Annotated in this window: 16 protein-coding genes and 1 pseudogene; 9 read left to right on the forward strand and 8 right to left on the reverse strand. The window is 74.7% G+C overall.

The annotated features are described in order from the left end of the window. The 3 genes from IDM29_RS07075 to IDM29_RS07085 form a co-directional block, all read left to right on the forward strand. Positions 1–851 (forward strand): alpha/beta fold hydrolase (locus tag IDM29_RS07075; RefSeq protein ID WP_188037353.1); only part of this gene is annotated, 851 nt, incomplete at its 5' end. A 31-nt stretch (positions 852–882) separates the two neighbouring features. Continuing rightward, entirely contained in the window at positions 883–3,426 is a 2,544-nt protein-coding gene (locus IDM29_RS07080; RefSeq protein ID WP_182112250.1) for an ATP-dependent Clp protease ATP-binding subunit, read from the forward strand. 210 nt (positions 3,427–3,636) lie between these two features. Further along, the gene (locus tag IDM29_RS07085; protein WP_188037354.1) at positions 3,637–5,016 is read left to right on the forward strand and encodes an HNH endonuclease signature motif containing protein; all 1,380 of its coding nucleotides are present in this window, start codon (positions 3,637–3,639) and stop codon (positions 5,014–5,016) included. Positions 5,017–5,057: 41 nt separating this feature from the next. Here IDM29_RS07085 and IDM29_RS07090 read toward each other — a convergent pair whose 3' ends face one another. After that, positions 5,058–5,729: an ATP-binding protein gene (locus IDM29_RS07090; protein WP_182112248.1), complete on the reverse strand. Its 672-nt coding sequence runs from the start codon at positions 5,727–5,729 to the stop codon at positions 5,058–5,060. A 273-nt stretch (positions 5,730–6,002) separates the two neighbouring features. Continuing rightward, the gene (locus tag IDM29_RS07095; RefSeq protein WP_182112247.1) at positions 6,003–7,004 is read right to left on the reverse strand and encodes an alpha/beta fold hydrolase; all 1,002 of its coding nucleotides are present in this window, start codon (positions 7,002–7,004) and stop codon (positions 6,003–6,005) included. Between the two features lie 271 nt (positions 7,005–7,275). Here IDM29_RS07095 and IDM29_RS07100 point away from each other — a divergent pair, with 271 nt between their 5' ends. Next, positions 7,276–7,710: a VOC family protein gene (locus IDM29_RS07100; RefSeq protein WP_182112246.1), complete on the forward strand. Its 435-nt coding sequence runs from the start codon at positions 7,276–7,278 to the stop codon at positions 7,708–7,710. Between the two features lie 4 nt (positions 7,711–7,714). Here the strand turns inward: IDM29_RS07100 and IDM29_RS07105 are convergent, their stop codons facing one another. Continuing rightward, positions 7,715–9,682 carry an alpha-glucuronidase gene (locus tag IDM29_RS07105; protein ID WP_182112245.1) on the reverse strand — a complete coding sequence of 656 codons (1,968 nt, stop codon included), beginning with the start codon at positions 9,680–9,682 and terminating at the stop codon, positions 7,715–7,717. A gap of 81 nt (positions 9,683–9,763) precedes the next feature. Between IDM29_RS07105 and IDM29_RS07110 the strand changes: the two genes are divergently transcribed. Continuing rightward, a complete protein-coding gene (locus IDM29_RS07110; RefSeq protein WP_182112244.1) occupies positions 9,764–11,224 on the forward strand; it encodes a serine hydrolase in 1,461 nt (486 codons plus the stop codon). Here the strand turns inward: IDM29_RS07110 and IDM29_RS07115 are convergent. Then, the gene (locus IDM29_RS07115; protein WP_182112243.1) at positions 11,196–11,984 is read right to left on the reverse strand and encodes a tryptophan-rich sensory protein; all 789 of its coding nucleotides are present in this window, start codon (positions 11,982–11,984) and stop codon (positions 11,196–11,198) included. The genes IDM29_RS07110 and IDM29_RS07115 overlap by 29 nt on opposite strands. 37 nt (positions 11,985–12,021) lie before the next feature. Further along, the gene (locus IDM29_RS07120; protein WP_182112242.1) at positions 12,022–13,542 is read right to left on the reverse strand and encodes an alpha-N-arabinofuranosidase; all 1,521 of its coding nucleotides are present in this window, start codon (positions 13,540–13,542) and stop codon (positions 12,022–12,024) included. Positions 13,543–13,589: 47 nt separating this feature from the next. On the opposite strand from IDM29_RS07120, the gene IDM29_RS07125 reads away from it, so the two are divergent. Next, on the forward strand, positions 13,590–14,558 hold the full coding sequence (locus IDM29_RS07125; protein ID WP_182112241.1) for an NAD-dependent epimerase/dehydratase family protein: 969 nt from the start codon (positions 13,590–13,592) through the stop codon (positions 14,556–14,558). 51 nt (positions 14,559–14,609) lie between these two features. Continuing rightward, positions 14,610–16,166 carry an OmpA family protein gene (locus IDM29_RS07130; RefSeq protein WP_182112240.1) on the forward strand — a complete coding sequence of 519 codons (1,557 nt, stop codon included), beginning with the start codon at positions 14,610–14,612 and terminating at the stop codon, positions 16,164–16,166. Positions 16,167–16,169: 3 nt separating this feature from the next. Here the strand turns inward: IDM29_RS07130 and IDM29_RS07135 are convergent, their stop codons facing one another. Next, entirely contained in the window at positions 16,170–16,634 is a 465-nt protein-coding gene (locus tag IDM29_RS07135) for a tRNA (cytidine(34)-2'-O)-methyltransferase (RefSeq protein ID WP_182112239.1), read from the reverse strand. A 60-nt stretch (positions 16,635–16,694) separates the two neighbouring features. On the opposite strand from IDM29_RS07135, the gene mgrA reads away from it, so the two are divergent. After that, positions 16,695–17,723 (forward strand): L-glyceraldehyde 3-phosphate reductase, encoded by a 1,029-nt coding sequence (mgrA, locus tag IDM29_RS07140; RefSeq protein ID WP_182112238.1) that lies wholly within the window; start codon positions 16,695–16,697, stop codon positions 17,721–17,723. 33 nt (positions 17,724–17,756) lie between these two features. Here mgrA and IDM29_RS07145 read toward each other — a convergent pair whose 3' ends face one another. Further along, the gene (locus tag IDM29_RS07145) at positions 17,757–18,305 is read right to left on the reverse strand and encodes a GNAT family N-acetyltransferase (protein WP_182112237.1); all 549 of its coding nucleotides are present in this window, start codon (positions 18,303–18,305) and stop codon (positions 17,757–17,759) included. Next, entirely contained in the window at positions 18,302–18,694 is a 393-nt protein-coding gene (locus tag IDM29_RS07150; protein WP_220457972.1) for a DUF952 domain-containing protein, read from the reverse strand. Before IDM29_RS07150 ends, IDM29_RS07145 begins: the two co-directional genes overlap by 4 nt. 63 nt (positions 18,695–18,757) lie before the next feature. Here IDM29_RS07150 and IDM29_RS07155 point away from each other — a divergent pair. Next, positions 18,758–18,957 (forward strand): annotated as a pseudogene (locus IDM29_RS07155) (hypothetical protein); the annotation flags it as partial.

Here is an 18,957-nt window from a genome sequence, read left to right on the forward strand (position 1 = left end):
TCGCACCCGCGGCGGCCGATCGCCGCGCGCTCGACCTGTGGTGCACGCTGCCGGCCGTGCCGCGCCGGCAGGACGGGCGACCCGCGGGCGGCGTCGTGCACCGCGTCCCGGTCCCGCGCGGCGGCACCGTCGCGGTCGAGACCTGGGGCGAGGGGCCGACGGTCGTGCTCGTGCACGGCTGGGGCGGGTGGCGAGGTCAGCTCGGTGCGTTCGTCGCGCCGCTGGTCGACGCCGGTCACCGCGTCATCGCCGTCGACGCGCCCGGCCACGGGGACAGCGACCCCGGGTACCTCGGCCCCCGCCGCGGGACGGTGATGGAGTTCGTCGAGGCGCTCGAGGCGACCCTCGAGCGGTTCGGGCCCGCCACCGGGCTGGTGGGGCACTCGATGGGGTGCACGGTGGTGGGCCAGGTGCTCGCGGCCGGGGCGACCCCCGAGCGGGTCGCGCTCGTCGCTCCCAACCACGGGTTCGAGGACGTCGTCGCGATGTTCACCGGGCTGCTGCGGCTGGGCGGGCGCACGGCCGACCACCTGCGCGCGTCGCTGGAGGAGGTCGCGGGCCGGCCGATGGCGGGCTTCGACCTCGCGCCCCTGGGGGAGCGCGGCGTCACGCCGCCGACGCTCGTGGTCCACGACCGCGACGACCGCGAGACGCCGTACCGGGTGGCGGTCGAGCTCGCGGCGCGGTGGCCGGACACGCGGCTCGTGACCACCCAGGGTCTCGGCCACCACCGCGTGCTCGCCTCGCCGGTGACGGTCGACGCCGTCGTCGCCCACCTCGTGGAGCGCGGCCCGGGCCCCGGCGTCACGCCTGCGGCGAACACGGAAGCCTCGGGCGAGACCCGCCGTTAGCCTTGCAGAACGCCGTCGCAAGGAGCGCCACATGTTCGAGAGATTCACGGACCGAGCCCGCCGTGTTGTCGTCCTCGCCCAGGAAGAGGCGCGGATGCTCAACCACAACTACATCGGGACCGAGCACATCCTGCTCGGCCTCATCCACGAGGGTGAGGGTGTCGCGGCCAAGGCGCTCGAGTCGCTCGGGATCTCGCTGGACGCCGTGCGTCAGCAGGTCCAGGAGATCATCGGCGAGGGCCAGCAGGCCCCGTCGGGTCACATCCCGTTCACGCCCCGCGCCAAGAAGGTGCTCGAGCTGTCCCTGCGCGAGGCGCTGCAGCTGGGCCACAACTACATCGGCACCGAGCACATCCTCCTCGGCCTGATCCGCGAGGGTGAGGGCGTCGCCGCCCAGGTGCTCAACAAGCTGGGCGCCGACCTCAACCGCGTGCGCCAGCAGGTCATCCAGCTGCTCTCCGGCTACCAGGGCAAGGAGCCGGTCTCGGCCGGCGGCCCGCAGGAGGGCCAGCCGTCCGGCTCGGCCGTGCTCGACCAGTTCGGGCGCAACCTGACCCAGGCGGCGCGCGAGGGCAAGCTCGACCCGGTCATCGGCCGGGACAAGGAGATCGAGCGGGTCATGCAGGTGCTGTCCCGCCGCACCAAGAACAACCCGGTGCTGATCGGCGAGCCCGGCGTCGGCAAGACGGCCGTCGTCGAGGGCCTCGCCCAGGACATCGTGCGCGGTGACGTCCCCGAGACGCTCAAGGACAAGCAGCTCTACACGCTCGACCTCGGCGCGCTCGTGGCCGGCTCGCGCTACCGCGGCGACTTCGAGGAGCGCCTGAAGAAGGTCCTCAAGGAGATCCGCACGCGCGGCGACATCATCCTGTTCATCGACGAGATCCACACGCTCGTCGGTGCGGGTGCCGCCGAGGGCGCGATCGACGCCGCGAGCATCCTCAAGCCGATGCTGGCGCGCGGGGAGCTGCAGACGATCGGCGCGACGACGCTCGACGAGTACCGCAAGCACGTCGAGAAGGACGCCGCGCTCGAGCGCCGCTTCCAGCCGATCCAGGTCGCGGAGCCGACGCTGTCGCACGCGATCGAGATCCTCAAGGGCCTGCGGGACCGCTACGAGGCGCACCACCGGGTGTCCATCACCGACGGCGCGCTGGTCGCGGCCGCGCAGCTCGCGGACCGCTACGTCAACGACCGCTTCCTGCCCGACAAGGCGATCGACCTCATCGACGAGGCGGGCGCGCGCCTGCGCATCCGCCGGATGACGGCACCGCCGGAGCTGCGCGAGCTCGACGACAAGATCGCCGAGGCGCGTCGCGACAAGGAGTCGGCGATCGACGAGCAGGACTTCGAGAAGGCCGCGCGCCTGCGCGACGTCGAGAAGCAGCTCGGGCTCCAGCGGGCCGAGAAGGAGAAGGCCTGGAAGTCGGGCGACCTCGACACGGTCGCGGAGGTCGACGAGGAGCTCATCGCCGAGGTGCTGGCGCTGGCCACCGGGATCCCGGTGTTCAAGCTCACCGAGGAGGAGTCGAGCCGGCTGCTCCACATGGAGGACGAGCTGCACAAGCGGGTCATCGGCCAGGAGCAGGCCATCAAGGCCCTCGCCCAGGCGATCCGCCGCACGCGTGCCGGGCTCAAGGACCCGAAGCGTCCGGGCGGTTCCTTCATCTTCGCCGGCCCCACGGGTGTCGGGAAGACGGAGCTCGCCAAGGCGCTCGCCGAGTTCCTCTTCGGCGACGAGGACGCGCTGATCCAGCTCGACATGTCCGAGTTCTCGGAGAAGCACACGGTCTCGCGGCTGTTCGGCTCGCCCCCCGGCTACGTCGGGTACGACGAGGGCGGTCAGCTCACGGAGAAGGTGCGTCGCAAGCCGTTCTCGGTGGTCCTCTTCGACGAGGTCGAGAAGGCCCACGCGGACATCTTCAACTCGCTGCTGCAGATCCTCGAGGACGGTCGCCTGACCGACTCGCAGGGCCGGGTGGTCGACTTCAAGAACACTGTGATCATCATGACCACGAACCTCGGCACGCGTGACATCGCCAAGGGCGTCCAGACCGGCTTCCAGGCCGGCGGCGACCTGTCGACGTCGTACGAGCGGATGAAGGCGAAGGTCGGGGACGAGCTCAAGCAGCACTTCCGGCCCGAGTTCCTCAACCGCGTCGACGACGTGGTCGTGTTCCCGCAGCTGTCGCAGGACGAGATCATCAAGATCGTCGACCTGATGATCGCCCGGCTCGAGAAGCGGCTCCAGGACAAGGACATGGGCATCGAGCTCACGCCCGCGGCCAAGAAGCTGCTGGCCGAGAAGGGCTACGACCCCGTCCTGGGTGCCCGGCCGCTGCGCCGCGCGATCCAGCGCGAGATCGAGGACAACCTCTCGGAGAAGATCCTCTTCGGCGAGCTGCGCGCGGGGCAGACCGTGGTCGTGGACGCGCAGGGGGAGGGCCTGCTCGGGGAGTTCATCTTCCGCGGGATCGGCAAGGAGGGCGCCGTCCAGGACGACGTCGAGCCCGTCGGGGTCGCCGTCTCCTCGATGCCGCCGCTGACGACGACGGACGAGGATCAGGCCTCCTGACCGCTTGCACCGCCTGACGGCGACGCCCCGCCCGGGATCCGGGCGGGGCGTCGTCGCGTGTGGGGTGGCCATGGTCGTGTCGGTGGTCGCCCGTAGTGTGCCGGTATGTCCAGTTCGGGGGTTGTCGGCAGCGCCGCTGGCGCGCCGCGTCCCGGTGGTGCCGGTGGTGGGCGTGAGGTCGCTCCCCAGGTCGGCGCGTGGCTGTGGGCCGTGCGTCACCCGGTGGCGGCGGAGCTGGCGGAGGCGGAGCCCGGTGTCGGCCTCGCGGAGCGGCTGGCGGGGTTGGAGCCCGCCGACGTCGACGAGGCGGGGCTGGTGGAGGCGATCGCGGCGTGGGAACGCGTGGTCTCGTGGGCGGTGGCCGGCCAGGCGCGGGTGATCGCGGAGCTGTCCTCGCGCCCGCGCGGCGCGCGCGGGGAGTTCCTGGCCGAGGAGGTCGCGGTCGCGCTGTCGGTGACGCGTCACGTCGCTGAGGACAAGGTCGCGCTGGCCGCGGGGCTGGAGCGCATCCCGGCGGCCGCGGACGCCCTGGCGGGCGGCCGGATCGATGCGCGGCGGGCGACGGTGCTGTGCGAGGAGCTCGCTCGCCTGCCGCAGGACGTGGCGCAGGCGGTGAGTTCGGCGGTGCTTCCCGGCGCCGGGTCGTGCACGGCGCCGCAGCTGCGGTCCAGGCTGCGCCGGATGGAGCTTCTCCGCGACCCCGACGGCGCACGCCGGCGCCACGAGCGGGCGTGCGCCGAGCGGCGGGTCGAGCTCGCGCCCGCGCCGGACGCCATGGCCTGGCTGGGCGCGTACCTGCCCGCCGACGAGGCTCGCGCGGTCCACGACGCCCTGACGGCGGTCGCCGGGGACGCGGCACCGCAGGACGGGCGCACCCTCGACCAGCGGCGTGCCGACGCCCTGGTGGACGTCACGACCCGGTGGCTCGACGCGGGCGTGCACCCCGACGGGACCCCGCTGCCGACCCGGCAGGGCCGTCGCCCGCACCTGGCGGTCACCGCGTCCGCCGCGATGCTGCTGGGCCTGACGGACGAGCCGGGCGAGCTCGCCGGGTACGGGCCCATCCCTCCGGAGATGGCCCGGCGGATCGCCGCCCGCGCGACCTGGCAGCCGCTGCTGGTGGACTCCTGGACCGGCGAGCCGCTGGCCCGCTCGACCACCCGCTACGCACCGACGCAGGACCAGCGCGACGCCGTGGTCCTGCGGGACCGCACCTGCACCTTCCCCGGGTGCCGCATGCCTGCCGCGCGCTGCGACGTCGACCACGTCGTCGCGTACGACCACGGCGCCGACGAGGGCGGCGGCGGAGGAGGCGGGGGCGGCGCCGACGGAGGCGGCGGCGACGGGCCGAACCGCGACGCGAAGCCCCAGACCCGCCTGGACAACCTCCACGCGCTGTGTCGTCACCACCACCGCGCCAAGACCCATGCCGGCTGGACGCCGGTTCGCGCCGACGACGGCACGACGACCTGGCGCGCGCCCACCGGGCGGCTCCATCACCGGCCGCCGGCGCACGATCCGCCCGTGCCACCACCGCGGGGAGACCCACCAGGTGGACCGTCGACGGTGGCCGACCCGACGCCCGACTGACGGGCGCGCCGCGCGTCCTCCGCTCAACCGCTCGACGCTCGCTAGGAGGGCGGTGGGTCCGCCGCGTCGTGGCGCAGGTCCGTCACCTCCAGCACAAGCGGGCCGGGCCAGGGGTAGGCCCTGAGCTCCGCCGCCGAGACGGGGGACGGGCCGACGAGTGCGGCGTCGGGCCTGAAGCGCACTGTCGTGCCGGTGCCGGTGCCGGTGCCGGTGCCGGTGCCGGTGCCCGTGCCCGTGCCGATGTCCTCGGTGCCACCCGGGACCAGGTCGGTGACGGGGACGCCGCGCTCGTACCGCTGGGTCCAGGTGCCCTCCGCGCGGCGGTTCGTGTGGACGAGCCAGGTCGACAGTGCCGCCACGACGGACATGCCGCGGCGGACGTGACCGTCGGGCAGGAGCGGCGGCTCGACGGCGTCGAAGAACCGCAGGTCGCGGGTTGCCATGACCGGCTTGCGGACCGGCGCGCCGTCCGGGCCACGGCGCGTGTCGGTGCCCCGGCCGTCGTCGGCGACGGACACGGACCCGTCGGCGTGCAGGGTCACCACGCACCTACCGCGGCCGACGGCGAGCGCCTCGTCGAGCGGGTACGCGACCGCCTCGAGCACGAGGTGGCGTGCGCCGCCCGGCGCGTACCGCGCGGGGTCGGCGCGGATGAGCGCCAGGTGCCCCACGTCCACGCTCGCCGTCCAGTCGTGCGTCGTCCTGGGCCGCATCGCCGTCCACCCTCCGCCGAGCCGTGCGGGTCGGTCCATCCTGGCCGTCCTCCGAGGCGGACACCACCACGCACCGCGGCGTCCTCGTCCGGCGCACGGGCCTCGCGATCGGCCACCCGGGTCGTCTCGATCCGTGCCGACCGTGCCGACCGTGCCGACCGTGCCGACCGTGCCGACCGTGCCGACCGTGCCGACCGTGCCGCCCGTGCCGACCACGCCGACCACGCCGACCGCGCCGGCCGTGCCGGCCGTGCGGCCGGGAGGGGCTCTGGCTCAGAGGGTGGGCGACGGCATCCGAGCGCGCAGCCAGCGGAGCTGGCGGTCGGCGTGCGCCGCCTCGCCGCCCTCGTGGTGGTTGTACGGGTAGACGGCGATCTCGCGGTCCGGCTCCGATCCGGTCAGCGCGCCCCAGTGGTTGTAGGTCGCGAACGCGGTCGAGGGCGGGCAGATCGTGTCCCGCAGCCCGGTCGCGAAGAGGGTCGCCGCCCGGGCGCGGCGGGCGAGGTGCATGCCGTCCACGTGGTCGAGCGTGCGGAGCACCTGGTCCTCCGCGCCGCGGTGCACGGCGAGGAAGCGGACCACCTCGGCGTAGGGGTCGGCGTCGGTGAGGCCGAGCGCGCGCCGCACGTGGCAGAGGAACGGGGAGCTGACCATGGCGGCGACGAGGTCCGGCACGAGGCCGGCGACCGCGGCCGCGAGCCCGCCGCCCTGGCTGTTGCCCACGATCGCGACCCGCTCCGGGTCGACGCCGTCGAGCGCGCGCACCGCGTCCACCGCCCGCACGGCGTCGGTGATGAGCCGGACGTAGTAGTACGTCGACGGCTCCAGGATGCCCCGCGTCACGAAGCCGGGCGCCGCGGGATCCGAGCCGACGGGGTCGGCGGTGTGCCCGCCGGAGCCGTACTGGCTGCCCTGCCCCCGCGTGTCCATGAGCAGGTGCGCGTACCCCGCCGAGGCCCACGCCAGCCGCTCCTGCGGGTAGCTGCGTCCGCGGCCGTAGCCGAGGTACTCGACCACGGCGGGCAGCGCGGCGCCGTCGGCGCCGGCGGGGCGGGAGTACCAGGCGCGGATCGGGTGCCCGTGGGCGCCCGTGAACGTCACGTCCCAGGTCCGCACGGTCTGCAGCGCGGTGTCGACCGGTCGGACGTCCGCGAGCACGGCGTGCGTGCGGGCGTCGTCGAGCGTCGCGCCCCAGAACGCGTCGAGGCCTTCGGGCTCGGTGACGTCCGGGCGGTACGTCTCGAGTCGGTCGAGCGGCAGGTCGAACAGCGCCACGGGCGCGCCTCCGGGGGTCTCGGCAGGGTCGGGTTGGTGGGCTGCTGGGCGGGCTCGCGGTCGCGGGTGCGTCGCGTCGGACGGCGTCGGGCGGCGGCCCGGTGCTCTCGCGCGCCACCAGCTCGACGGCGAGGTCGATCTTGGTCGGGACGGACATCCTCGCAACATTCTGCGGCGAGGCTAGCGCGCGACGAGCGGCGCCTCGCCGATCGCGTGCGCGAGCGCTTCGTGAAGCCTTCCGCCATGGCGTAGGCGGTCCTATCGTCGGTCCATGGCGATGAGCTTCCAGGTGACGGTGGACTGCGCCGACCCGCACGCGCTCGCGGACTGGTGGGCGGAGACGCTCGGCTGGGAGGTCGAGCCGTCGGACCCGGACTTCATCCGGTCCATGGTGTCCCAGGGCCACGCGTCCGAGGCGGACACCACCACGCACCGGGGCGTCCTCGTCTGGCGCACCGGCGCCGCGATCGGCCACCCGGACGGCGCGGGTCCGGCGGCGCGGATGCTGTTCCAGCTCGTGCCCGAGGGCAAGACCGTCAAGAACCGCATGCACCTCGACCTGCGCCCCGGGGACGGGGACGCCGACGCCGTCGTCGCCCGCCTCCTCGAGCGGGGCGCGACCTTCCTGCACACGGGCTCGGAGGGGCCGCAGAGCACCTGGACGACCCTGGCGGACCCCGAGGGCAACGAGTTCTGCGTGGCCTGACGCGTCAGTGGATGCGGCGCCCGTGGGCGTCGGGGACGCCGGACTTGCGCAGGACGTACGTGTTGAGCTGGTCGCGCCACTCGCGCGCGCTGCGCCGCTGCTCGGCCAGGCGCTCGGTGACGCGCGCGAAGACGTCGTCGGGCACGACGCCCTCGAGCCCGGCCCACCGCTCGGCCATCGCGTCGACGGCCTCGACGCCACGGAAGTGAGTGTCGTAGACGTGCTGGGCGACGCCCACGCCGCTGTGCAGCACGTGCGTCCACGGGACGTGGTGGAAGAACAGCAGGAGCTCGTCCGGGCACTCGGTCAGCGACTCGTAGACGTCGCGCCACGGCTCCGGGTACTGACCGGTGTACCCGGTGCCCGTGGCGCGCGTGCGGTCGACACCGATGCCGTCGCGGTCCGCGAAGTGGTAGGTGCCCCATGGCGTGTACTCGTACCCGTCGACGTCGGGCCCGTAGTGGTGGCCGGGCCGCACCATGAAGCCGACGCCGAGCGGTGCGGTGTAGTCCTCGTAGGTGCGCCACGAGCCGTCCATGACGTCGTGCAGGGCGGCCCGGAGCTCGGGGTCGTCGCCGAACGTGAGGCCGATCCACTCGTCGAGGACGTCGACGGCGGGCAGCGTCGGGTCCCACGCGAGGCGGCCGAACGCGTAGAGGTTCGCCTGTGCGAGGGGGTGGCCGGTCCAGAACTCGTCCGTGCCGACGTTGGAGACGGCCACGAGGCCGGCGCCGCGCCCGCCCGGCCCGTGCCCGGCCGCGAGGTCCGCGACGGTCGTGCCGGCGCCCCAGGGCCGGAACCCGAGCACCTCGGACCACTGCGGGCCCAGCCAGCACACGTGCCGCTGCTGCCCCGTGTACTCCTGCGTGATCTGCAGCTCCACCGCGAGGCGCGTGCGCGGCACGGCCGCGATGACCGGGGAGATCGGCTCGCGCGTCTGGAAGTCGATCGGACCGTACTTGACCTGGAGCACGACGTTCTCGTCGAACCGGCCGTCGAGCGGCGCGAAGTGGTCGTACGCCGCCCGCGCGCGGTCGGTCGAGCGGTCGCGCCAGTCCTGGCGGTGGTCGTAGACGAAGGCGCGCCAGAAGACGGTGCCGCCGTGCGGTGCGACCGCGCGCGCGAGCAGGTTCGCGCCGTCGGCGTGGTCGCGGCCGTACGCGAACGGGCCGGGCTGCCCCTCGGAGTCCGCCTTGACGACGAAGCCGCCGAAGTCGGGGATGCGGGCCCACACGGCCGCGGCCGCGCGGGTCCACCACGCGCGCACGTCGTCGTCGAGCGGGTCCGACGTCGCCAGGCCGCCGACAGTCACGGGGGCCGCGAACGAGACGGACAGGTGGGTCCGGATGCCGTGGCGCCGGAAGATCGCCGCGAGCGCCGCGACGTCGTCCAGGCCGTCGGTGAGCAGGTGCGCCTCGGCCCGGCCGACGTTGACGTTGTTGACGCTCACCCGGTTGACGCCCGTGGCGCCGAGCAGGCGCGCGTACTCGCGCACCCGCGTGAGGTCCGCGCGCAGCCTGCCGTCGAGCCAGAAGATCGAGTCGCCCGCGTACCCGCGCTCGACGTGCCCCATGACCGGGTGCACGCTCAGGTTGTCCCAGTGGTCGAGCATGCGGATCGGCTCGACCGGCTCGTGCCGCCCGAGGAACCCCGGGCCTGGGGCGCCGCCGGCGGCGTGCCGCACCAGGTGGTGCAGCCCGTAGAGCAGGCCCGGCCCGCCGCCCGCACGCACGACGACGACGTCGTCCTCGCGCGTGACCTCGAAGCCCTCCTCGCCCACGCCGTCGTGGCCGGTCGTCAGGACGACCTCGGCGCCCGCGGTCTCGCGGAGCAGGGCGCCCCCCCACCGGGCGGCCGCGCGCTCGACCTCGTCGCGGACGGTCTGGACGACCTCGCCGTCACCGACGACGGCGACCCGCTGGGCGCCGATCCAGGCGAAGGCGCGGTCCGGGAGCCAGGCGGGGTTCGTCATGCGCCCGAGGGTAAGGTCACCCGCCCTCGCCACCCACCTGGTGGTGCGCGGGTCGAGCGGTCCGGTGGCACGCTGAGCACCATGCCCGAAGACGACCTCGCCCTGCCGCGCGTCACCCCCGAGGAGCAGGGCGTCGCCTCGACCGCGCTGCTCGCCCTCGTCGACGCCCTCGAGGCGGTGCCGGAACCCCACGGGCTCGTGGTGGTCACGCGCGGGGCGGTCGTCGCCGAGGGCTGGTGGGCCCCGTACGGCCCCGAGCGCCCGCACCAGCTGTTCTCGCTGAGCAAGACGTTCACCGCGATCGCCGTCGGGCTCGCGGAGGCCGAGGGCCTGCTCTCCGTGGACGACCTGCTCCTCGACCACCTCAGCCTGGAGGAGGGCGAGCCGGACCCGCGGCTGGCGCGCATGCGCCTCGAGCACCTGCTGACGATGACGACCGGGCACCACGAGGACACGACCGAGCGCGTCATCGCGGAGCACGACTGGGTGCAGGCGTTCCTGAGCCTGCCCGTCGAGCACGAGCCGGGCACGCACTTCGTCTACAACACGACCGCGACGGCGATGCTCTCGGCCGTGGTCCAGCGCGTCACGGGCCAGCGGCTGCTCGACTACCTCACGCCCCGTCTCCTCGACCCGCTCGGCATCGCCGGCGCGACGTGGGAGCAGGCGCCGACCGGGTTCGACGCGGGCGGCTTCGGCCTGGCCGCGCGCACCGAGGACGTCGCGCGCCTGGGCGAGCTCCTGCGGTGCGACGGCGTCTGGCGCGGCCGGCGGCTCCTGCCCGAGGGCTGGGTCGCCCGCGCGAGCGCCGCGCGCACGCCGTCGGTCGGGACCACCGTGGACTGGGACCAGGGCTACGGCTACCAGCTGTGGCGCGGGCGGCACGGCTCCTTCCGGGGGGACGGCGCGTTCGGGCAGTTCTGCGTCGTGCTGCCGGACCAGGAGACGGTCGTCGCGATCACGGGCGGGACGCCGGACATGCAGGGCGTGCTCGACGCCATCTGGGCCCACCTGCTCCCCGCGGTCGCGAGCGCGCCCCTGCCGCCCGACCCGGCCGCCCACGCGCGCCTGGTCGAGCGCCTCGGGTCACTGCGGCACGACCCGCCCCTCGGCCGTCCGCCGCACGCCGGGCCCTGGCGGGGCGCCATCGAGGCGGTCGTGGACCCGAACCCGTCCGGCGTGACGGGCCTGCGCGTCATGACGGGGGACCAGCACACCCTCGTGTCCTTCGGTGTGGGGGACACCTGGCAGACGGTCCCGGCCCCGCACGGCCGCTGGCACCCCGACGAGATCACGCTCCCGTGGGACCTGCCCGCGCGGCCGGGCCACCGCGAGCCCGTCGTGGCCGCGGCGCGCGTGGACGACCACGGCGACCTGCGGGTGACGGTGCGCCTGATCGAGACGCCGTTCGTCGCGGACGTGCGGGTCTCGCGCGACGACGAGGACCTCACGGTCACGGGCGAGGCCAACGTCGCGTTCGGGCCCACGACCACGGGGCCCGTCCGCGCATGGGTCAGCGGCGAGGTGCCGGCCGACGCGTGAGCCGGACCACGACGGCCGACCCGAGCGTCACGGCCGCCGCGATCCCCGCGGCGACGGCGACCGCGGTGTCGCGCGGCTCGTCCGTCGTCCGGGCGATGGCCACCCACGTCAGGCCCCACGCGAGGGCGAGGGCGACGGCGATGCGGCCGCGGGTCCACAGCGCATAGGCCAGGCCGATGGCGGCCGCCGCCGCGAGCAGGACGACCGACCAGCCGGTCGCGCCCAGGCCGAGCTCGCCGACGTCGGACGCGGCCAGGGCGGCGGCCGTGTTCGCGATGGTGGCGATGGTCACCCAGCCCAGGTACAGCCCGAAGGTGCCGTCGACCACCAGCGTCTCGAGCCGCGAGCGCGGGGGCACCTCGCGGAGCACGGTCATCAGCAGCACCAGCACGACGAGCAGCGCGACGATCACCGCGACGCTCAGCCACAGGATCCCGGCCTGCACGACGCCGATCCACGCCGCGTTGAGCAGCATCGACGCGGCCGCCAGCCAGCCGGTCCGGCGCTGGCGCGCGTCCGTGCGCTGGGCGGGCAGCACCTGCCAGACGGCGTACGCGAGCAGGCCCGTGTAGATCACCGACCAGATCGAGAAGGCGGGCGAGCCGGGGGCGACGGGCGTGGCCGTGGCCGAGAGCGCGCCGTCGGCCGCCTCCGCGACCGGCGTCCCTCCGAGCGCGCCGGACCCGAGGAACGCGCCGGCGATCGCGAGGAGGGACAGGACGAGGACGCCGATCTGGCGCGTCAGGTCGGAGCGCGGCATGGCACGAGCCTCACAGCCGCGCCGAGGGGCCGCATCTTCAGCCGCGCGCGGCTGTGCCCTCCCAGGCGGTCCAGGACTCGGGGGCGAGGGTGAGGGTGCTCGACCCGGGGGCCGGGACGCTGCTCAGGCAGCGCTCGGCCACGCGGGCGGCGTGCTCCGGGCCCGCGACCGCGGGCTCGTGGTCCGCCACCAGCCGCGTGCCGGTGCCGAGCCGGACGTCCAGCCCGGTGTGCTCGAGCGTCACCTCGACCGGCTCCGGCGAGCGGTTGGTGCAGAAGAGCGCGAAGCGACCCGTCGCCTCGTCCCACGTCGCGGCAGCAGTGACCAGCGGCGTCTCGCCGTGGCGCGTCGTCGTCGTGGGGGACTCGACGCGCAGGTCCAGGGCCGAGCCCGACGCGAGCCGCGCCGTCGCCGCGAACGGGTGGAAGGTGGGCTGGCGCCACGCCTCGCCGCCGGGCTCGGTCATGATCGGTGCGATGACGTTGACGAGCTGCGCCAGGCACGCGACGGCGATCCGGTCGGCGTGGTTGAGGAGCGTCACGAGCAGGTCGCCGACGACGACGGCGTCGAGGCCCGAGTACACGTCCTCGATGATGCGCGGGGCGTCGCGCTGGAGCGGCAGGTTCGACTCGCCCGGGAACCGGGTCTTGAGGTACCAGACGTTCCACTCGTCGAACGAGATGGTCATGCGCTTGTCGGACCGGCGGCGGGCGGCCACGGCGTCGGCGGACGCCTCCACCCGGCGGATGAACGTGTCCATCGCCGTGCCCGACGCGAGGAAGGTCGCGCGGTCGCCGTCCATCTCCTCGTAGTAGGCGTGCATCGAGATGTGGTCGACGACGTCCCAGCAGTGCTCCAGGACGGTGCGCTCCCACGCGCCGAACGTGTCCATCTCCATCGACGACGAGCCGCACGCCACGAGCTCGATGCTGGGGTCCACCAGGCGCATGGCGTGGCCGGCCTGGGCCGCGAGGCGGCCGTACTCGTCGGCGCTCGTGTGGCCGATCTGCCAGGGGCCGTCCATCTCGTTGCCCAGGCACCACAGGCGCACCCCGTAGGGCTCGGTGCGGCCGTTCGCGATGCGCAGGTCGGCCCACCGCGACCCGGCCTCCCCGTTGCAGTACTCGACCAGTGCGGCCGCCTCGGCGACGCCGCGCGTGCCGAGGTTGACCGCCATCATCGGCTCGACGCCCATGCGCTCGGCCCACTGCAGGAACTCGTCGGTGCCCACGAGGTTCGGCTCGACCGTGCGCCACGCGAGGTCGATGAAGGGCTTGCGCTCGGCGACCGGCCCGACGCCGTCCTCCCACACGTAGTTGGAGACGAAGTTGCCGCCCGGGTAGCGCACGACGGTGGCCCCGAGCTCGCGCGTGAGGTCGGCCACGTCCTGCCGGAAGCCGTGCTCGTCGGCCGTCGGGTGGTCGGGCTCATGGATGCCGGTGTAGACCGCGCGGCCCAGGTGCTCGACGAACGAGCCGAAGAGGCGTCGGTCCACGGGACCGACGGTGAAGTCCGGGTGCATGATCACGCGCGCACGCGTCGTCGTCGACTCGCTCATGTGCAGATCACATCATGTTTGCGCTCACATGAGCGACACTGGCCGACGTGAGGCTGCTCGCAATCGGTGCGACGGGGTTCCTCAGCGGCGCCGTGGTGCGGGTGGCGGCCGCGCGCGGTCACGACGTCGTCGGGCTGAGCCGGCGCCCCGGGGCACTGCCGCCCGGGGTCCGGGCCCTGCACGCGGACCGCGACGACGCCGACGCCCTGCGCGCGGCGCTCGCCTCGCTGGGGGACTGGGTGCCCGACGCCGTCGTCGACTCGTGCGGCTACACCGTCGCGGGCGCGCAGGCCGCGGCGGCGGCGCTCGCGGACGTCCCGGCGTACGCGTACGTCAGCAGCATCAGCGCCTACTCCGGGTGGCCGCCCGGCCCGGTGCGGGGCGAGGACGACCCGACCTTCGGCCCGGACGCGGACCTCGACGACTACGGGCCCATGAAGGCGCAGAGCGAGCGGGTGCTCGCGGCGGGGTTCGGCGACCGGCTGCTCGCCGCCCGGGCGGGGCTCATCATCGGGCCGGGCGACGGCACCCGGCGACTGACCTCGTGGCTGCACCGGATCGCGACGCAGGACCGCGTCACCGTGCCCGCCTCCGACGTCCCCGTGGCCTTCGTGGACGCGCGCGACCTGGCGGGGTGGCTCGTCGCGATGGTCGAGCGCGGTGAGGCGATGCCGGCGGGGCCGGTCACCGCGACCGGGCCCGCGGGGATGACGACCTTCCACGGGATGCTCGAGGCGTGCCGCGCCGCGGTGGCCGCGGCGGGCGGCACCCCGGCGGCGCTCGTCCCGGTGCCCGAGGAGGCGCTGCTCGCCGCGGGCGTGGAGCCCTGGCGGGACCTGCCGTTCTGGCTGCCCGACGACGTCGCCCGTACCGCCTGGGACGTCGCGACCGACCGGGCGCGCGAGCTCGGCCTGCCGACGCGGCCGGTCGAGGAGTCCGTCGCGGACGCCTGGCGCTGGGTGCTCGACACCGGGTTCGAGCACCCGCCGCTCGACGCCCGGCTCCACCGGGCGTGAGATGACCATGGACGCTACGGTGTGCGGCGATCCCGCGAGACAGGAGACCGCATGCGCCGCCCTGCCGTTCGAGGAGCCGCCCTCGCCCTGAGCGTGGCACTGCTGGCCGCCTGCGGCGGCGGAGGCGAGGGGTCCGGCCCCGACCCGGTCCCGGCGTCGCCGACGCCCACGCCGGTGGACACGAGCGCCGTGGCGGCCACCTCAACGCTGCACCTCGACGGCGTGGACGTCGAGGTCGAGGTCCTGCCGGTCGTGCGGACCGGCGACCATGCGGTGCTCACGCTGGACCTGACGATGCCGGACGTCGGCGAGGACCCGATCCTGCTGGGCCTGGCGCTGGGCGGCACCGGCGTGCTGACCCTGCCCGTGCTCGCCGGCGTGCGCCTGGTGGACCTCGAGCGCGACGTGGTGCACACCGTCGCGACCGACCCGGGCGGCTACGCCGTCACCACGGTGGACGGCGCCGTCGCGCTCTACCCGGGGACGACGCTGCGGGTGCAGACCGCGTACGCCGCGCCACCGGCGGACGTCACGTCGATGGGCCTGTTCCTGCCCGGGGGGCCGTACCTGCCCGAGGTCCCCGTCGTCGAGGGCGAGGTGCCCGAGCCGGACGCGCCCGGCGACACGCCGGAGGAGCCGACCGAGCGGCTCGTCCTGGAGACGGTCGTCGAGGCGCCGGTCGCGGGCCTCGAGTCGTTCACCGCCGAGCTCGCCGGCGCCGTGCAGACGCTGACGACGACCGAGGAGGTCCAGGTCACGCTCGGGTCCGACGTGCTGTTCGCCGTCGACTCGGCCGACCTCACCGAGGGTGCGCAGGCGGCGCTCGACGTCGCCGCGGGCCACCTCGCCGGTCGTGAGCCGGGGACGGTGACGGTCGTCGGCCACACCGACGACGTCCTGGACGACGCCTACAACCAGGACCTGTCGGTGCGGCGCGCGCAGGCCGTGGCCGCGGCGCTCGCCGAGCGCGTCGACACGGACCGGTTCGAGATCGTCGCCGAGGGCCGCGGCGAGTCCGAGCCGCTCGTCCCCAACACCGACGACGCGAGCCGTGCCCAGAACCGGCGCGTCGCGCTGACGCTCGCGTCGCAGATCACGCAGACCGTCGAGGTCCAGACGGGCGGGGAGCTGCCGCCGTTCGAGGACGGGCCGGTCGGGACCGGCGCCGAGGGGGTGCTCGTCGCCTACGCCGGCGGTACGCACCGCGTCACGGCGCCGCAGGCCCGCCGGGTCGACGGGCACCTCGTCCTCGACCTGGAGGTCGCCGCCGTGGACGAGCGCGCGCTCCACGGCGTCTCGTTCCTGTCCAGCGTCTGGAGCTACCGGGGCGCCAGCTTCGCGCCGCAGCGCTCCGCGTCCGGCGTGGTCCTGCTGCGCGGTGCGACGGCCGTGTACCCGATGGACTACCTCGACGCGGTGAGCGAGAGCGGCAAGGAGCAGTGGCTGCCGCTGACCGACCTCGAGACGCTCAGCGACATGGCACCGGGCGCCACGCGCACCTTCAGCATCGTCTACCCCGACGTCGGCGAGCTGGACGAGATCGCCGTGCAGGTCGGCGGCGGGCTCGGTCAGGCGCCGTTCCGGCTCACCGACATCCCGGTGCGCTGAGGCTCAGACGCCGCCGGGGAACCCGAGCTGGCGCCAGGCCTCGTAGACGGCCAGCGCCGCCGAGTTCGACAGGTTCAGCGAGCGGCGGCCCGGCAGCATCGGGATGCGCAGCTGCTGCGTGATGCGCGGGTGGGCCACGACGTCGTCGGGCAGGCCCGTGGGCTCCGGGCCGAAGAGCAGCACGTCGCCGTCGCGGTACCCGACGTCGGTGAAGCGCTCCGTCGCGTGCGTGGTGAAGGCGAAGACGCGCGCGTCGGGCAGGGCGTCGAGCGCGGTCGCCAGGTCCGGGTGCACGACGACGTGCGCGAGGTCGTGGTAGTCGAGGCCGGCACGGCGCAGCTTGGGCTCGGACAGGTCGAAGCCGAGCGGCTCGACGAGGTGCAGCGCCGAGCCCGTCGCCGCGGAGGTGCGGATGGCGCTGCCGGTGTTCCCGGCGATGCGGGGCTCGAAGAACATGACGTGGAGCACGGGGGAAGTCTCGCAGGCCCGCCGGCGGCCACCGTCGTCGCGCCGCACTAGCGTGGGCCCATGACTCCCCACGTCGCCGCCGACGACCGCTACGACTCGATGACGTACCGCCGCACGGGCCGCAGCGGGCTCGACCTGCCGGAGCTCTCGCTCGGCCTGTGGCACAACTTCGGGCACACCAAGCCGTTCGAGACGCAGCGCGCGATCCTGCTGCGCGCGTTCGACCTCGGCATCACGCACATCGACCTCGCCAACAACTACGGCCCGCCCCCGGGCTCGGCCGAGGAGGCGTTCGGCCACGTGCTCGCGAGAGACCTGCGGCCGTACCGCGACGAGCTCGTCATCTCGACCAAGGCCGGCTACGACATGTGGCCGGGCCCGTACGGCGACGGCGGCTCGCGCAAGTACCTGCTGTCCTCGCTCGACCAGTCGCTCGCGCGCATGGGGCTCGACCGGGTCGACATCTTCTACTCCCACCGGCCCGACCCCTCGACCCCGATCGAGGAGACGATGGGCGCGCTCCACACGGCCGTGACCAGCGGCAAGGCGCTCTACGCGGGCATCTCGAACTACTCGCCGTCGCAGACGCGCGAGGCGGCACGCGTGCTGGGCGAGCTCGGGACGCCGCTGCTCATCCACCAGCCCTCCTACTCGATGTTCAACCGGCACGTCGAGCGCGTCGCCGAGGGGGAGACCGAGACGCTGCTCGACGTCGTCGGGGACCTCGGCATCGGGACCATCGTGTTCTCGCCGCTCGCGCAGGGGCTCCTCACCGACCGCTACCTGTCGGGCGAGGTGCCGGCCGACTCGCGCGCCGCCGTCGGGCACTTCCTCACCGCCGAGCGGATCTCCCAGACCTACCTCGCGCGGGCGCGCGCGCTCAACGACATGGCGGCGGAGCGCGGTCAGAGCCTCGCGCAGCTCGCGCTGTCGTGGGTGCTGCGCGACGAGCGGATCACGTCGGCCCTCATCGGCGCGAGCAGCGTCGCGCAGCTCGAGGACAACGTCGCCGCGCTCCGGGCCGCGCCGCTCACGGCCGACGAGCTCGCGGCGATCGAGGAGCACGCGGTCGACGGCACGGGTCGCTGACGGCGGCCTCTGGCGGCCCTGGGGGCCCCGCCGTCAGCGGGCGAGGGCGAGCGGCTCGATCTCCGGCCGGGGATCCGTGCGCAGCCGCGCGTGGGTCTCGACGTCGAACCGCTCGGCGCCGTAGCGCAGCTTCGCCCGCTCGATGCCCTCGGCGGTGAACCCGGCGGCGGTCGCCACGCGGCACGACGCCGGGTTGTTGACCCGGTGCCCGAGCTCGAGGCGGAAGAGGCCGAGCTCGTCGAAGGCCCAGCGGGCGACGGTCGCCACGGCGCGGGTCGCGAGGCCGCGGCCGCGTGCGCTCGCGGTGAGCCAGTACGACGTCCACGCCGTGTCGTGGCGCGGGTCGAGGTGGCTGATGCCGACCGTGCTGACCGCGACGCCGTCGACCGTGATCGCGTGCAGGCCGCGGTCGAGCAGGTGCGCCGTGATGTAGTCCGCGCAGTCCTCGACGGTGCGCAGGGCCGCGCCGCCCAGCTGGGTCGCGAGGTCCGGGCTCTGGGCCACGGCGTCGCGCAGCGCCGGCGCGTCCTGCACGGTCCACGGCCGCAGCGCCGCCGTCGCGCGGTCCAGCCCGGCGCTCATCCGCGCACGGCCGCGACGAGGGCTGCCCAGTCCGCGCCGCCCCCGTCGGCCTCGGGGACCGCGAGCGTCCGGACGACCGCCTCGACCGGGAGCGGCGCGTACAGGTGCGGGTAGCGCTCCTCGCCGCCCTCCAGGTTCTCCCACCGCACCTCGACGCCGTGCCGGGCGAGTCGGTCGAGGTCCACGACCAGCAGCACGAGGTCGGCGGCGGCGTCGTCGCCGTGGACGGCGGCCCCGACGGCCGGCAGCTGGGCGGGCGTCGCGGCGTGGACGTAGCCGACCTGCTCGAACGACGCGCCCCGGGTCGATCGCTCGTACACGCCGCGCTCGCGGGCGGCGTCCCAGTACGTGCGCTCGGCGAGGTGCAGGACGGTGGGGGCGATGGCCATCCGAGCACGGTAGCGGCCTCCCGCGGCGCTCAAGGGATGATGGCGGCGACCAAGGAGGTGGCAGTGCGCGTTCCCGGAAGCTCTCGCCTGGAGCTGATCAGCGAGGTGCTCGTCGTCGGTGCGGTGGTGGCGGTGCTGAGCCTGCCCGTCGTGACGGCGGTGCCCGCCCTCGCCGCGGGCGCGCGGCGGGTGCGGCGCGGCGCGGACGGGTTCGCCGAGCCGCCCGTGCGGACGGTCGTGCGGGACACCGGCCGCGCCCTGCG

Origin of the sequence: Actinotalea sp. JY-7885 (genome assembly GCF_014525465.1) — a bacterium.
GTDB lineage: Bacteria > Actinomycetota > Actinomycetes > Actinomycetales > Cellulomonadaceae > Actinotalea.